The sequence below is a fragment of the Bacillus sp. MMSF_3328 genome, from assembly GCF_030733525.1.
GTDB lineage: Bacteria > Bacillota > Bacilli > Bacillales > Cytobacillaceae > Bacillus_AB > Bacillus_AB infantis.
This window is the reverse complement of sequence record NZ_JASHIV010000006.1, coordinates 149,145-164,783: the sequence shown is the minus strand read 5'-3', so window position 1 is coordinate 164,783 and position 15,639 is coordinate 149,145. Positions and strand designations below refer to the sequence as shown.

Genomic DNA, 15,639 nt, shown 5'->3' with positions numbered 1-15,639 from the left:
TGGCTCCTATTCATGATCAATCAATTCTCCGTACTTTTTCCTATTATCTTCAGTCAAAACCCCAGCTTTATAAAAATGATTTGCATAAACGAACAGCATCATTTCATTTTCTTCGGTAAACTCCAGTTTCTCCATGATGAGATTGATCGTCTCCGCATGCTCTTCAGGACTGGTATACATCGTATTCCAGGCGCGGACCTGCTGTTCAGGGATCCCGCTGAAAATGGCAGCTTCCAGCTCTTCCGGCGGGACCGGCTCCTTTAAGTGTGCGTATGGGTCTTCATCAATGTCAGTGTAGATGAAGCCGATCGGATTATATTCCTCCAAAGGGTAGGTGTATTGCCCGCTTGAGGTTGTAACCACTGCGTTTATTTGGTTTACTTCCAGCTTTCCATCTGCTAGAAGAACGGGTTCCTCCAAGCTGCTAATCTCGCTTATAAAGTCAGGCGCAGCCAGCCAATAGCGCTGCCCCTGCGGCAGCTGTGCGATATATTCCCCAAGCAGCATATCTTCTAATTTTCCTTCATCTTTTAATCTTGTATAAAGCACCGGCCTATAAAAATACTGCACAGTCAAATCCTTCATATAAATGGTCCACTGGGCATCCGGGCATTCAAACAGAACACGGAAGGCAAAGCCCGCAGCCGTTTTCTGCAGCTCATAGTATATCAGCCATTGGCCGGTCTGCAGCTGCTCAGCGGCTTCTTCTTCAGTGATATCATGGAAAGTAATGTGAATATAAGGCTTGGTGGAAAAACCGCTCTCTGTATTGATATAAAGATGAAGATTGCCATTCTCCCGCTCAATCCGCTCTATGATGGCATCATGGAGGCTATCTGTGAAAACTTCCTGGACAGCAGGTGATAAATGGGCAGCAGCCTGTGTTGTCTGCTCGTATGCGGCATCCAAAACCTGTTCAAACTCCCTGTCACTGTTGCGCATCCATTAAAGATAATCCTCCCGGACCGATTTTGGCAGGGAAGGCTGATTGAGCGTTCCATTTTCAAGATAAGGAACAAAGCGGCTCGGGAGCACAGTCAGCAGCTCAGCTTTTATATCCTCCAGTTCCTCTTTCAGGCGGGCAGGGAGATCTTCTCCTTCTTCCTTGGCTTCTCTCAAGGTGCTTTCCCAGTCAGAGTCTGTCTCAGGAATGGGGAGGAGGTTATGCTTTAAGAATGCTTCTTTTGCTTGAGTTGTTAGATTCCACATTGGGGCACCTCAAATCATTTGGTAAAAGTAGTATATTGTACATCTCCATTGAATCTAGTACACAACCCCAAATTGCCGCGATGCGCAGCCATGGCATGTATCATTGTCAAACCGATGCTCCTTGGCAACCTTTTCACCGCAAAACTGACACTTTCGATATTGCCTTTTTCTGGTGTTAATAGTCTTAAGCAGCAGTTCAAGCATCACGTCCTGCTGCTCTTCTCTGTTCAAGGATTGAACTTCCTTCCAGGATAAAGAATGTTTTGTATAAATGCCAGGCACCGGAGCCGGAATAGGTCCATTCCATTGTACAGCTTCATATCCAAAGTCCAGACCAGCATCGGTAAAACGGATATAAACCTCTGGTTCATCGGCAAATCCATCAAGCTTAAAATAAGCGGCATGATTACCAGTAAAGCTGTTAATTGAGTATTGGTCACTAAGTGATTCAATCCAGGTGAAGGCCTTCATTTTTAAAGATTTCAATGTGAGCATCCTTTTGGCTTTTTCTATTATTATAGCATTCTGGAAATTTATGTGCCCCTGCTCATTCATGCCATTACCGCGAGTAAGGGAGCCAAGGGGACAGACCCCCTGGCCCAAAACGGAGCCAAGGACAGACCCCTGGCCCAAAACCGAGCCAAGGGACAGACCCCCTGGCCCAAAACGGAGCCAAGGGGACAGACCCCTGGCCCAAAACCGAGCCAAGGGACCTGACCCCCTGGCCCACCAACCAAGCCAAGAAACCCGCTTCTCAAGCTGTTTATCCCCTCAAACTCTCGGCAATAATGCTTAATGAAGAGATTAATCTGCCCTGCAGCCAATATCCCAGTTGAAACTATCCCGCTCTTCGATTAATATATATGGTGTTGAACTAAACAAACGAAATCGATGATGAGGAAGAGTAGCTGGTGCTGTAATCTAAAGCGAGTCAGGGATGGTGTGAGCCTGATGAGGATGCATGAGCGAAGAACACCTCTGAGTTCTAACCGAAAAGGCTCACTGAGTAGGCTTAGACGTGTCCGGGACGTTATCTGCCGGAATTGATAAGCTGGCCGCATATTGCGGCAATGTGGGTGGTACCGCGGAAGCAAAGCCTTTCGTCCCTTTTAGGGGGACGTAGGCTTTTTTTTATGAACATTATTTTTTTAGGAGGATCAATCATGATTAAAGCAACTGTTAAAGAGCTGTACAGAGATCCTGAAGCCCATTTGAATGAGAAGGTGCGTATAACCGGCTGGGTCCGTACGTCCCGCGATTCAAAGACTTTCGGCTTCCTTGAAGTCAATGACGGCACTTTTCTTAAAAATGTCCAGGTTGTTTACGGAGACGAGCTGCCGAATTTCAAGGACATCACAAAAGCGGCCATCAGCTCTACTGTTTCTATAGAAGGTTCCATCGTTCTGACGCCTGACATGAAGCAGCCATTTGAAATGAAAGCTGAACAGATTACGATTGAGGGTAAATCAAATTCAGACTATCCGCTGCAAAAGAAGAAGCACTCTTTTGAATACCTGAGGACGATTGCCCATCTGCGTCCGCGCACGAATACGTATTCAGCTGTTTTCCGGATCAGGTCTCTGGCTTCTTATGCCATCCATAACTTCTTCCAGGAAAAAGGCTTTATTTACGCTCAAACTCCAGTCATCACAGGCAGTGATACGGAGGGTGCCGGCGAGATGTTCCGTGTGACAACGATGGACATGAATAATGTTCCTAAAACGGATGAAGGCGACGTGGATTTCAGCAAGGACTTCTTCAATGGAGAAGCCAATCTGACAGTCAGCGGGCAGCTATCAGCAGAAGCATTCGCTCTTGCTTTCCAGAAGGTGTATACATTCGGGCCGACTTTCCGTGCAGAAAACTCTAACACAACCCGCCATGCGGCTGAGTTCTGGATGGTTGAACCGGAAGTGGCATTCGCAGAGCTTCCTGATATCCTTGACCTGGCAGAAGCGATGATTAAGCATGTCATTCAGTATGTGCTGAACGAAGCTCCTGAGGAAATCACATTCTTCAACAGCTTTATCGATAAGACTCTTATCGAAAGGCTGAACACAGCGCTGAATACTGACTATGCACGCGTGACTTACACGGATGCAATCGAGCAGCTTAAAGAGTCAGGCGAGAAGTTCGAATATCAGCCTGAATGGGGTGCAGACCTGCAGACAGAGCATGAGCGCTACCTGAGTGAAGTCATTTATAAGCGTCCTGTCTTTGTCACAGACTATCCAAAAGATATCAAGGCTTTCTATATGAGAGCGAATGATGATGGCAAAACCGTTGCCGCTGCAGACCTGCTTGTCCCTGAAATCGGCGAGCTGATCGGCGGAAGCCAGCGTGAGGAGAGGGAAGAGCTCCTTAAAGAAAGAATCACTGAGATGGGCATGGACCTGAAGGACTACTGGTGGTATCTTGAGCTCCGCAAGTATGGAGAAACCAAGCACTCCGGCTACGGAATCGGCTTTGAGCGCCTGATCATGTACCTCACAGGCATGAAGAACATCCGTGATGTTATCCCATTCCCGCGTACTCCGGGGAATGCTGAATTTTAATTTACCTCTAAATCATTTTAAAAAGCCTGTCTGCTATTCCTTTAGCGGACAGGCTTTTTCATTTGGGATTCCAGTAAGCCGGCAGCAGAAATCCAGAACCATTTTAGGGAACCGAAATACAATGAAAGCATTGAGAGCCTAAATGCGGGAAGGGGAAGTAACAGCGTGGGGGTTATTTTAGCCATTTTCTGTGCCATAGCTTATTCTTTCAACTATATATTCATCCAGCTTGGGATGAGAAAATCCCCGCAGGATAATGGCAGTTTCCTGTCTCTGTTCATTTGTGTGCTGACCGTGACGGGGATATACGGATCGATGTTTCTTTTTGGGGAAAAAGAGATGGCGCCTGTTAGCTGGATTGGTGTCTTTTTTTATATGCTGGCAGGATTTTGTACGGTATTTTTAGGCAGGACTCTTCTGTTTGCCGGTATTCGAAAAATAGGCTCCTCCAGGGCGGCCGCGCTGAAAAATGCTGCCCCGGTTTTCACCATTATCATGGCCGTTCTTTTACTAGGAGAAACCATTTCTCTTCTTGCCGGGACTGGAATCCTCGTCATCCTGACCTTCCTCTTTCTGCAGGCACGATTTGACTTCCGCTCAGCAGGGGACCATGCGGAACGAGAGGATAAATCGGGGTTCATGCTGGCGATTGCTGCGGCCATCTGCTTTGGCATTGGCCAGGGGCTGAGAAAATTAGGAATTCTGTATGATTCTGATGCAGTCTTAGGATCATTGATAGGCTCCGTATTCGCCCTGCTCGTGTTTATTTTGATGGAAATTGGCAGAAAGCAGCTGAAGCTGACATTGGCATGGAACTTTAAAAATATCAATCTCTATTTTGTGGCAGCCGGCATTGTGACAGGGTTTGCCCAAGTCTCTTTTTTCGTGTCCCTTCTTTATACTCATGTATCGTATGTCAGTACCATAGCGGCTATTGAGCCGATCATTACGATTTTCCTGGCCAGGATGCTGTTGGCCTCTGAAGAAAGATTCGACTGGAGGCTGATTGTAACAGCCTGTGCTGTCTTTTTGGGGACGGTAATTATTATTATTGGGCAGTGAAAGCCAGAACGGATGCCATTGCAGGTTGGGGCATTCTCCAGCTTGATCAAGAAAGGCTGACAAAAAGAGAAAATGGGATAATAACAGAGTGGAAGGATCAAGAAAGCCCATACATAATTGAAGCAAGAGCTTTTATTCATGCGATTAAGACAGGGGACGCCTTAGGAATAAAATCGGACTATCTTGATGCCTGCCGAACCCAGAATGTTGCTGCAGCTGCTGTGGAATCAGCCCGTACCGGCAGCTCAGCGAGAATAGCGGAAGATTTTTAGCGTGGCAGGAAGCCGGATGGAAATTTCGTAAAGCACTCTGCTCCCCGGCTTATATAATGCAGCCGTGCAAAATACAAAGATGAATTTCCATACAATTGAAGAACTAAGCTAGAAGCTCCACGCTCAAATAGCAGTGCAAGTCTTTCCGCAGAAGTTTCTACCTCTCCATGGAAGAGAAATGCTGCTGCCAGTTCTAACTTTAGAATACGTTGCGAAAAGTCTAGAAGTCTTGATTGCAGACGGATTCATCAAATGTGTTTTATAAATAAAAAAGGTGCCTGCCCCAGCCAAAAACAAACGGAGGGAGGGCTCCTTTTCTTTATTTTACGCCAATCACATACTTGGCCAATTGAGAGTTTATCTTTTATAAAAGGTAACAAATGCAAGAGATTGGCTAAAATATGATACACTGTAAAAATGAAAATAGAGTAAAGGCAGGAAATTTTATGACTGAAAAGAGAAAGCATAAGTCGAATAAACTGAAATTTGCTATGAGGGTGCTGCTGGTCATCCTCGGGGGAGTCATAGCTGCATATGGCCTCGAAACCGTTCTGATTCCGAACGATGTCTCAGATGGAGGTGTCACAGGCCTCAGTATCGTTGGGGCGCAATTATTTGATTTTCCATTAGGGATTTTAATCGCGGTCCTGAACATCCCGTTTATCTGGCTGGGATATAAGCAGATCGGAAAAACCTTTGCGATCCTTTCCATCATCGGGATTGCTTCCCTGGCTATAGGGACAAGCATGATGCATCATACCCCGGCAATCATTGAAGGCGATACCTTGCTGGTCACAGTGGTTGGGGGGATCATCCTCGGGTTTGGCATGGGGCTGGCGCTGCGGAATGGCGGTGCTTTGGATGGCATCGATATGCTAGCCGTGCTGCTGTCCCGGAAATTGCCGTTTGGGACGAGCGATATCATTCTCTTCTTGAACATCTTTGTATTTATCTTCGTTTCAACCGTGTTTGGCCTGCAGGGGGCAATCCTGTCAGCAATTGCTTACTTTATCGCATCCAAGGTCATTCACATTGTTGAGGTGGGACTGAGCGGTTCCAAAACTTTTCAGATCATCACCACTCAGCCTGCATTGATGGTAGAGACCATTCGCGACCGTCTGGGCCGAAGTGCGACTTATAAAGAAGTCTACGGAGGCTTTTCCCATGAAAAATTCAGGGAAATCACCTGTGTCATCAACCGCATGGAAGAAACCAAGCTGAAAGAAATCATCAATGAAATTGACCCCGATTGCTTTGTCACTGTTTATGATGTTTCCGAAGTAAAGGGCGGAAATTTCAGGAAAAAGGATATCCACTAATAGAAAAGATGCCTGCTCCAAAAACTTTGGGGCAGGCGTTTTTTTGTAGAAGGGATTCCTAAAGATAACTCGAAGTTAGTATTAGAAATTATAATTGGAAATCGGGAGGTAATCATGGGAAGACTAATTCATTTCGAAATTCATGTGGATGAAATGGAGCGTGCGAAAAAGTTTTATGGAGATGTGTTTGGCTGGTCGTTTCAGGACTGGAGCGAATATGCCGGGATGCCTTACTTCGGCGCAGTGACGGGTGAAGACAGTGAAATGGGCATCAATGGGGCCTTGATCAAACGCCAAAGCCCGCCGCCCGAACCTGGTCAGCCAGTGAACGGCTATTCCTGTACTTTAGGTGTTAAAGATTATGACAGCACCGAAGCTAAAATCATTGAATACGGCGGAAAGGTCGCATTGCCGAAATACGCTCTGCCGGGGATGGCGTGGCAGGGATATTATGTGGATACAGAAGGCAATATCTTTGGAATCCATCAGCCTGATGAGGGTGCGAAATAGCGGCAAGTGCTGAAATTTCTGCGAAAATCCAGGAAGAATTTTTATATCCTATTGCTTATCATCCTGATAGCCTGGTTTAGCTTGTATGACTTTCTAACAGAAAAGGAAGTCCACCTCCTTTCTAATTGTATCCAGGCTGCCGTATATATGGCCGTATATGCCTTCCTGGATTGGGGCTTTTTCGGAAAAGAACGGAAAAAAGAATAAAGAAGCAATGGGCATTTCCTTTTGATGGGGAAATGCTTTTTTTGTACTAATAAAAAGGAACTTTTTTCCTTATAAACCGTATATGTGATTAAGTAAATTGTCGGCAAAGGGGGAGCAAGGATGTTTTATAGTGATATACAAACGGTGCTGACCGCTTTATTTTTCTGGTGGCTTGTGCTGCTTCTGTTTCAGCGCTTGGCCAATCGCTATCCTGAAAGGAATACGTGGAAAAAGGATATTTTGACTTCTTTTTATCAAAGCGTTTTGATTCTGATCCTGCTGCCGGTGCTGAAATTTATATTGAACCAGTTTGGTTACTAATCATGCGGCTAAGTAAGGAGTGAATCGATGCGAGTCAAGAATATACTTATTGCTGCATCTATTTTTCTGAACATAGGATTAGGGTTGGTTGTTTATAAAGAGTTGAGCAAACCAGATGCTGGTGAAGTTGGTGTGATGTTCAAGGAAGCGGTTAGGACAGAAAATGATCAGCAGGCCAGAACCCTCATGGCCGAGGGAAGAAAGGCGAAAATCTCTGATGAGCTGCTGCAGCAAATTAAGGTAAGGATGAGTTCAGGTACAAGCTTCAATACCTATGAGCTGTTAAAATTTGAAAATGGCGAAATGGTGCTGCTTCATTTAACGCCTGATGATCGGTATGAAATACAGGATGTGATGATTGTGCCTGAGGAGATGAGAGGGGTGTTTGATGGAGATGGACATTAACAATAGGAAGGGGAAGGCGGGCAGAAGGATAAAGGCTGCCTCTGCTGCCATTTTGCTAATGGGGCTTCTTATCGGCTGTACCAATACTGACAAGGATGCCGAGGTCACCAAAAGAGCTGAGCCTCCAAAAAATGAATTGACAAATTTTAAAACAGAAGATGGGAAAATTGATATTGTTATGCAAAATAAAGGAGAGTTTTCAACGGATACGCTAAAGCAGATCAAAGAAGAAATCCTCGGCTTTTATGCGGCATTGCAAAAAGAAAAGATTTCTCTTTCTCCACCCTCCAGGATTTATTTGAATCTGCATAATGAGCAAAAGGTCAGCTCCCATAACGGCGGCACCATCAATCTTTATTATATTTCAGAAGGAAATGATCCGCTCATTCATGAAATGACCCATGCACTTTTTAATGATGAAAAAGGACAAGTTACACAAGAAGGCTTGGCGATTTTTATGCAGGAAACCTATTCGGAAAGAAGTGTGAATCCTAATTATAAGGAAGATACACATGAAATCATGAAGGATTTAATCTCTAAAGACATCATACTGCCTCTTGAAACCCTGCTGCTAGATTCTTCTCCTATACAAACCTGGATAAAGACTCATCCTCCCTCAGATGGCTGGCTTACATCGAATCCGCTTCGTTTACAAGGTATCTTATCAATGAATATGGAATGGGAAAATTCCTGGAAATTCATGGTGAACCGGACCTTGCAACAACGATCCAGGCCGTCTATGGAAAATCACTGGAGCAGTTAGAAGGAGAATGGAAGCAATTTTTGCAGAGTGGTTCTGAACCAAATGAAGAAGCGGTGAGAAGCTATGAGTCTGGCATTCAAGGAATTATGAAGCATTTGGAAGAGAATAAAGAGCGTTTATTGGGCGGGTGATAGGGAGATTTTATAAGGATAGAAGCTCTTCCTTCAGGCTTGTTGGCAGGATAAAAGGGGCTTGGTTTAAAAAGCAGTGAAACGATTTAAACTCTGAGCAATTTACCCAAAAAATGATGTAGATTAAAAAAGCTGAGAGACAAATATCACCTGCAAAAGGGCAATATCTCTCTCAGCTCAAATTTATTAATGAGCAGTCATTTCATGCACTATTTCCTCTCCGCTTAAATCAGAGAAATAATAGGTTGGCCAGTGCTCCAGTTCTTTCAGAAGCTCTGCATGTTCTTCATCCCCGAAATAAATGTGGTAATGGTCTGCTTTTGTCGGGTAGATGCTGTGATCGCTGAATTGGACATGCTTTGGCAGCCCGTCTGTTTCTTCTCCTGCCAGATCAAATAGAAAACGGACGCCCCGGTTTCCGGCTTCATAGGTCAGGATTTCGTAGCCGTGATATTCATATTCTCCTGTTTTTGCTTCACCATTTCTGTAAAATGTCATCTCGTTATCCTTGATAACAATTCGTTCAACGTCTGTCTCATAACCAGTTTTATAATAAGCTTTGTACTCCTCAGCGGATTTATCCTTTTTTGTTTCAGCTTTGTGTTCAAAAACCTCATCCAGCGTTCCGTCCAGCAGATAAGGGTAAACAGACTGCCAGTCTCCTTCCCAGTCAGATAAAGGACGGTCTTCGACTTGGTCATCTTCAAATATCCCTGAATAGATTTGTTGTTCTTCCTCTGAGCCGTGGCTGTGGTCATGCTCGTGTTCATGATCTTCCTCGTCATCATGGTCATGTTCATGATCATGGCTCTCTTCGGCACTCTCAGTGGATTCCTCGGCATTTTCAGCGGATTCCTCAGGGGCTGCCTCTTTAGCCGGTGCATCGCTCTTTTCCTGGCAGCCTGCAAGGATGATGCCTAATAAGAAAAGGAAAAAAATAGAACTGGTAAGCTTTTTGCTCATAAATGATATCGCTCCAATCATTATGTATTGTATAAATCGTAATTGTTACTATTTATACCTTACTGAATATACTATGTGCGAAAAAATGTGTCAATGTAAACCGTAATTATTTTGATTTATGATTAAAAAAACTATTTGAAAAAATAATATTGCAGACAACATCATGTGTTATAAAATGGAGTTATTGTATACATTGAGGGGATCATTTCAAAAAGAAAATGATTAATGCTTAATTAAATGGTTATAAACTGCCTTATCAGGGAAATCTACAAAAAATGTATTGTTGTTGAGAGGAGTGTTTTTATGGAGGGCATATGGCTTGAATATGCATGGGCATTACTGATTTTAATTGGATTGGAGGGCTTGCTTTCTGCTGACAATGCGCTTGTACTGGCTGTCATCGCGAAGCATCTGCCTGAGGAAGAGAAGAAAAGAGCTATCAACTACGGAATTATTATGGCATTTGCCTTTCGATTTATCGCGCTTTTTGCCATTTCCTTCATTGCCAACGTGTGGCAGATACAGGCAATCGGGGCGGCTTACCTGCTTTACCTGGGATTGAAGCATGTGATTAAAGCGAAGTTTGGGAAAGACAACGAACATAACCGCGAGGATCTGAAAGAAGAGTCCCGCGGCAAGGGATTTTGGCCGACGGTAGGGAAAATTGCATTAGCCGATTTGGCATTTGCAATTGACTCAATCCTTGCTGCGGTTGCACTTGCTTTGGGACTGCCGGATTCACCGCTCGATGATTTCGGCGGCATGGACGGCGGACAGTTCATTGTCGTGGTCCTTGGCGGAATCGCGGGCTTGGTCCTTATTAAATTCGCTGCAACCTGGTTTGTGCAGCTGCTTGCGAAACGACCGGCACTTGAAACAACCGCCTATGCCATTGTAGCGTGGGTCGGAGTCAAGCTTGCTGTCATCACGCTTGCACATGAAGATATCGGCGTCCTAGACCACCACTTTCCGCACAGCACAGGCTGGACACTGGTCTTCTACGGAATACTGATCGCAATAGCCCTCCTCGGATGGTTTGCACCGCAGAAAAAATCGAATACCGAAACATTATAAAGAGCCAAGGGGACAGGTCCCCTGGCTCTTTTTGCGGCTGGGCCACGGGGTCTGTCCCCCTGGCTCTTTTTTCAAGAAGGATTGGCGCCGTGTTTTGTGGAACTTATGGTGGATGTCATTATAAGAAGGAGTTCAAAAAATGAATGACCGCCACGAAAATCTTTTCACCCAGCTGCAAGCTTATAGGGAAGATATTCTGCTTGTGTTAGAAGGAATAACCGCCTGTCAGGCAGAGATTGTTCCCGATAAATTCCGCAATAACATCAGATGGAATATGGGGCATATTTATCTGGACCAATATTTATGGATTGAAGCGCTGACGAAGGAAAAATCACCGGTGCCGGAAGCATTCCGCACCTGGTTTGGCTATGGCTCAACACCTGCTGATTTTACTGAAGAAACACCCTCATTTGATGAACTTAAGGATCTGCTGAGACAGCAGCCGACATGCCTGAGGAAAGCCTATGGCCACCGCCTTGAAGAAGAATATCCGCCAACAGAAATGGGAATGCAGACAATCGAACAAGTGCTGATCCGGACGATATTCCATGAAGGCATGCATCTGCAGGCTATCATGGATATTCGGAAGTGGCTTTGAGCCAAGGGGAGCCAAGGGGACAGGTCCCTTGGCTCTTTTTGGGAATGGGCCATGGGGTCTGTCCCTCTGGCTTGATTGCAGGAGGTGCAGTAAAAACCAGGACCGCAAGTGAACCTTTTTTAAATGATATTAAGAGGAAAATAGGGTTCATTGTATAACTGTTTAACCAGCAGGATTCTAACTTCCCTGCTGTACAATGCCGATAATTGATTTATTTGGAGGTTGCCTTGGGAACTAAAATCATCGTATTTCTACTTACTCTTTTCACCTTTCTTACATGGCTGTTCATGGCCATCTATTTTTCCACAGAGGATGATTGGTGGTCAGTGCTTGAAAGCAGAGAGACCAGCTATGATACAGCTGCAGCTGGAGTGTCTTATGTAAAAGTTCTCTTGGGCACAGGTCTATTTCTAGCGGGGGGAACCTTAGTGTACATGTTAATCCGCAGAAAATGAACCAGGGGGTCAGGTCCCTTGGCTCATTTTGAGGCTGGGCCAGGGGACCTGACCCCCTGGCACGAAATGAGGAGATATTTTGGAGGATCAAATAACCTATAAAATCTGGACAGTTGTGATGATTCAGGATGGAGATAAAGTGCTGCTGCTGGACAGGCAGCATGACCACTTTAAGGGCTTTCTTCCGCCGGGCGGGCGAGTGGAATTCCCGGAGAGCTTTACTGATGGAGCAATCCGGGAGGTCAGGGAAGAAACCGGCCTTGAAGTGAGCAATCTTGTATTTAAGGGGATTTCGGAGTTTGTGAATCCTGTGAAAAATGAACGGTATATGATGATGAATTATTGGACGAAGGACTTTGAGGGCGAACTGCTGGAGAATCCGCTGGAAGGGCAGCTGCATTGGATCAGCATCGAGGATGCGAAAAATCTGCCGATGCAGGAAGATATCAAACAGAGATTTGATTTGTTTTTCGAGCCGGGGACATTTGAGATTCAGACGGTTTGGGATGAGGAGAGGAATGGGCCGGGGGCCATTATGATTAAGAGAACATGAAGAGCCAAGGGGACAGGTCCCTTGGCTTTTTTTTGAAGCTGGGCCACGGGGTCTGTCCCCTTGGCTCACAATTTGGGAATGCTAAAAACGAGGTGAGGGCTATTGAAGAGAGTAGTATTTTTCTTATTGTCTATACTCTTAGTGAGTTTATCAAATGAAGCTGGAGCTGCAGAACCAAAACATAAAATAGTCGCCAAATCAGACAGCATCACTTTGCATGCCATAGAGAGGAATGGTCTTTTTTACGACTTTAAGTTGAATTTTCAGGGAAGTGAGTATTCCAGGCCCTTCTGGATAAATGTCTCCAATCCCACTTACGCCCCTGAAATCCATTACGATGATATTAATGGTGATAAAAAGAAAGAACTGATTATTATCCTGACCAAAGGTTATGGTACAGGTGTCTTAGAGCAAGAAGTGGCTGTCTTTCATGTAAATGGTCAGCAGTTGAGAGAAGTACTGGTTGACAACCCAATGGCAATTGTAAATAATAATTTAAAATCAAGCTTAACAAAAAACAAAGCAGTGATAACGATTGGACAAAAGTCTTATCAAATTGATGTTAAAAAGTTGAAGCTTTTGCCCCATACCATATTTCCAGGGATAAACTTTGGCAGCATCATTAAGTACGAAATAAGAGATAATAAACTTTATGCTGTATTGTATCCCCAGCTGTCTCCAGGTGCTTTTGCAGGCAGCATTGTCATTGAATATGAATACCGGGATCGTATGTATCAGGCAAAATCAATAATTTTTGTGAGCCAGGGGGACAGGTCCCTTGGCTCTTTTAAAACTGGGCCAGGGGGTCTTACACTATGGCCTCAAACTGGGCCAGGGGGTCTGACCCTGTGGCCTCATTGCTGTTTTAAGGGTAACTAAATAGATGAATTTTTCGTCTAGATTATAAAAGGGAGAAGGAGACATGCCAGCCATGAATCTTAAGAAACTAATTTTAGTTGTTTTGTTAGTATTGTCTATTGGTTTTCTTTTAGGATGTGGCATCAAGGAGCAGTCAAGATATTTCAAAGTCTCAACCGAAGTGAGTAAAATATCTCTATCAGGACGGGGTTTGCAGAAACTTTTTTCAACAAGCGATGCAGGGCTGCTTAGTGTTGAGGTAGTTGATCCGAAAGATGTTAGTACTTTTATAGAGATACTTGAAAATGCTGAGTTTTCTTCCGGTCCCAAGACGAGAAAAGAACCAAATCTACAAGTTACCCTTTTTTTCGAAGACACAAGTCATATGGTTTTTGACTTTTGGCTAAACCCTTACAGAAAGACAGCCAGATTTACTAACGAAAGCGGTGAAACATTTATTTTTAATAAAAAAGAAGTACTCTCCCTAGTGGAATTCTTTAGCATATCCAGATAAGGGCTCCTGTAAATTGATCATACTAGATGGAAACTTAGCTTGCGGGAAGCCAGTTAGTAAATGGGAGATAACAGACCATATATATGAACTGAGATGGCCAATGATTTACGAAGACCACCTCAGAATGAATTCCAAGTTTATTCGAAGCCTAATAAAATGCTGTGACCTAAATGATAGTAGCCAGCCTGTTGAATATGGCTACATTAATTACTGCAAATAAAAAGAAGAAAACTGATACATTTACACCTCTTAATCGTCTAATAAAGTGAGTACAAGAACTTTTTTAGGAGGAGGAAGTATGAAAAAATCTCTAACGTTTTTATTTGTTTTGATGTTGTCACTGTCTTCATTATCAGTTCCTGATGCTCAAGCAAAACCGGCTAATGAAAGGATCTTGAAACTTACCGTCAATTCACACATTTATTATGTTGATGACGTAAAATATGATTTTGGAGCAAATGAAAAAGTTGTCCCGCTTATAAAGAATGGTTCAGTATATGTACCGGCGAGAACCATACCTAATTGGTTTGGTACACCTAACTCCTATAAATCTGGTCAATTCAGAATTGTAGCTAAGGATAGAACGACTATCTTTGATACACATAAAAAGAAAATCTATATTAACGGCCGTCAATTCACCACATTAGAATCCTTTGTTTTCGAAGGAAAACTTTATTTGCCAATTGGCCGTGTAGCTGATGCAGTTGAGCAGCCGCTGGTCCGCAATGGAAACTCAATTACGATTGGACAAATGAGATAAAATTCAGGTGCTATTCTAACGAAACCTGAATCAGAAGAAAGTGACAGACATATAATTTTGTCTGTCACTTTTTCCTATTTATTCGGAATCTCTTTAATGGTTTGTTTTCCAGTTTTATGATTGTAATTCACAATGTAAAGGAGCTTCCTGGTTTTTTTTATATCAATAATCTTAACTGTTTTAGTACCGTCTTGTTCCTGCCAGGTATCCATGATGACAGGTTCAATAAATTTCCCGCTTTCAGTTAAGGATTTTACCCATTCTGTAGATGGCGATTTAGTCATGAGTTGTTCAAGTTGATACAGTGTTCCTTTATACGGAAAAGTCTCTGTTGATAAGCTGGCATGGTAGGCAGTTACAAAATCTCCGACCAGAAAGTTTTCTAATGTTAGACTTGCTCCTTTTTGGTTTTTAAACGTTATTGACTTGTCAAAAGTAAAATCGACTCTGTTAATACGGAATCCATTTGGTAAAACCTTCGTGATGTACCCGGTGTACATAAAATCTTTTTTATTTTTGAGGATTGCCTCCTGTTCTTTTTTTAACTTCTCGGCAAACTCATTTTTAATCTCTACTACTTTTAGATCCTTATTTTTTAAATTGAGAGTAGCTTCGTATTTTTTTCCGTTGGTAGTCCATTCAAAGAAATGAATGATTAGTTTATCATCAGTTATTTTTTGTAAAGAAGGCGAAATGATATCTCCCATAGGCTGATGTTTGAGGATGTAACGAACCGCTTCGCTTATTTCCTGGCTTCTCTGGTCATCATAGGTGATGACACTAGTAGCTTCTCCTTGACCAGGGAAGGATGCCATGATAAATCCAGTCGTTTTTAGATTTATAAGGCTTCCGGGCTGAAGATCTTTGGCAGTAATTTTTTTGCCAGAAGTCGTACTAATTACAGCTTTATCGATTGAATAATAAGTACTATCAACAAGAATACTTCCTTCACTTGTGTCTTGAATAATCCTTGCCGAATTGACGAGTTCCTCATTCATGTTAAGCCGACCAACATCTGCTGTGCTGTCTGGGGTGCAGCCAGTTAATGCAATAAGGAGTATAATAATTAAAAATATATTCATTTTCTTAAGCATTCTTCTTCTCCTCCCT

16 protein-coding genes, 1 pseudogene and 1 other annotated feature are annotated in these 15,639 nt (G+C 43.5%); of the genes and pseudogenes, 13 read left to right on the top strand and 4 right to left on the bottom strand.

What is annotated here, in order from left to right; all coding sequences use genetic code 11:
• Positions 1–6: 6 nt before the first annotated feature.
• Positions 7–1,209: pseudogene (locus RBB45_RS12755) on the bottom strand (DUF4085 domain-containing protein).
• A gap of 54 nt (positions 1,210–1,263) precedes the next feature.
• Positions 1,264–1,695 carry a hypothetical protein gene (locus RBB45_RS12750; protein WP_306009681.1) on the bottom strand — a complete coding sequence of 144 codons (432 nt, stop codon included), beginning with the start codon at positions 1,693–1,695 and terminating at the stop codon, positions 1,264–1,266.
• Between the two features lie 396 nt (positions 1,696–2,091).
• Positions 2,092–2,320: a binding site (T-box leader), on the top strand.
• Positions 2,321–2,372: 52 nt separating this feature from the next.
• Between RBB45_RS12750 and asnS the strand changes: the two genes are divergently transcribed.
• From asnS to RBB45_RS12715, 7 genes are all read left to right on the top strand, one after another.
• The gene (gene asnS, locus RBB45_RS12745; RefSeq protein WP_009791976.1) at positions 2,373–3,764 is read left to right on the top strand and encodes an asparagine--tRNA ligase; all 1,392 of its coding nucleotides are present in this window, start codon (positions 2,373–2,375) and stop codon (positions 3,762–3,764) included.
• Between the two features lie 165 nt (positions 3,765–3,929).
• The gene (locus tag RBB45_RS12740; protein ID WP_306009680.1) at positions 3,930–4,826 is read left to right on the top strand and encodes a DMT family transporter; all 897 of its coding nucleotides are present in this window, start codon (positions 3,930–3,932) and stop codon (positions 4,824–4,826) included.
• Between the two features lie 718 nt (positions 4,827–5,544).
• A complete protein-coding gene (locus RBB45_RS12735) occupies positions 5,545–6,417 on the top strand; it encodes a YitT family protein (protein WP_022543433.1) in 873 nt (290 codons plus the stop codon).
• Between the two features lie 114 nt (positions 6,418–6,531).
• On the top strand, positions 6,532–6,927 hold the full coding sequence (locus RBB45_RS12730; protein ID WP_101551436.1) for a VOC family protein: 396 nt from the start codon (positions 6,532–6,534) through the stop codon (positions 6,925–6,927).
• 327 nt (positions 6,928–7,254) lie between these two features.
• Positions 7,255–7,455 carry a hypothetical protein gene (locus RBB45_RS12725; protein WP_009791965.1) on the top strand — a complete coding sequence of 67 codons (201 nt, stop codon included), beginning with the start codon at positions 7,255–7,257 and terminating at the stop codon, positions 7,453–7,455.
• A 27-nt stretch (positions 7,456–7,482) separates the two neighbouring features.
• Entirely contained in the window at positions 7,483–7,860 is a 378-nt protein-coding gene (locus RBB45_RS12720) for a hypothetical protein (RefSeq protein WP_306009679.1), read from the top strand.
• Positions 7,844–8,623, top strand: a complete 780-nt coding sequence (locus tag RBB45_RS12715; protein WP_306009678.1) for a hypothetical protein — start codon at positions 7,844–7,846, stop codon at positions 8,621–8,623. Before RBB45_RS12720 ends, RBB45_RS12715 begins: the two co-directional genes overlap by 17 nt.
• A gap of 317 nt (positions 8,624–8,940) precedes the next feature.
• Here RBB45_RS12715 and RBB45_RS12710 read toward each other — a convergent pair whose 3' ends face one another.
• The gene (locus RBB45_RS12710) at positions 8,941–9,717 is read right to left on the bottom strand and encodes a metal-binding protein ZinT (protein WP_306009677.1); all 777 of its coding nucleotides are present in this window, start codon (positions 9,715–9,717) and stop codon (positions 8,941–8,943) included.
• 303 nt (positions 9,718–10,020) lie between these two features.
• Between RBB45_RS12710 and RBB45_RS12705 the strand changes: the two genes are divergently transcribed.
• The 6 genes from RBB45_RS12705 to RBB45_RS12680 all read left to right on the top strand — a co-directional run bounded on the left by RBB45_RS12705 (position 10,021) and on the right by RBB45_RS12680 (position 14,529).
• Entirely contained in the window at positions 10,021–10,791 is a 771-nt protein-coding gene (locus tag RBB45_RS12705; RefSeq protein WP_022543436.1) for a TerC family protein, read from the top strand.
• 139 nt (positions 10,792–10,930) lie between these two features.
• Entirely contained in the window at positions 10,931–11,389 is a 459-nt protein-coding gene (locus RBB45_RS12700; RefSeq protein ID WP_306009676.1) for a DinB family protein, read from the top strand.
• A gap of 534 nt (positions 11,390–11,923) precedes the next feature.
• Positions 11,924–12,397 carry an 8-oxo-dGTP diphosphatase gene (locus RBB45_RS12695; RefSeq protein WP_306009675.1) on the top strand — a complete coding sequence of 158 codons (474 nt, stop codon included), beginning with the start codon at positions 11,924–11,926 and terminating at the stop codon, positions 12,395–12,397.
• 102 nt (positions 12,398–12,499) lie between these two features.
• On the top strand, positions 12,500–13,276 hold the full coding sequence (locus RBB45_RS12690; protein ID WP_306009674.1) for a hypothetical protein: 777 nt from the start codon (positions 12,500–12,502) through the stop codon (positions 13,274–13,276).
• Between the two features lie 43 nt (positions 13,277–13,319).
• Positions 13,320–13,769, top strand: a complete 450-nt coding sequence (locus tag RBB45_RS12685; RefSeq protein ID WP_306009673.1) for a hypothetical protein — start codon at positions 13,320–13,322, stop codon at positions 13,767–13,769.
• A 298-nt stretch (positions 13,770–14,067) separates the two neighbouring features.
• Entirely contained in the window at positions 14,068–14,529 is a 462-nt protein-coding gene (locus tag RBB45_RS12680; RefSeq protein ID WP_306009672.1) for a stalk domain-containing protein, read from the top strand.
• Between the two features lie 74 nt (positions 14,530–14,603).
• Here RBB45_RS12680 and RBB45_RS12675 read toward each other — a convergent pair whose 3' ends face one another.
• Complete coding sequence (locus tag RBB45_RS12675) at positions 14,604–15,623, bottom strand: hypothetical protein (RefSeq protein WP_306009671.1); 1,020 nt, start codon at positions 15,621–15,623, stop codon at positions 14,604–14,606.
• Positions 15,624–15,639: the final 16 nt, after the last annotated feature.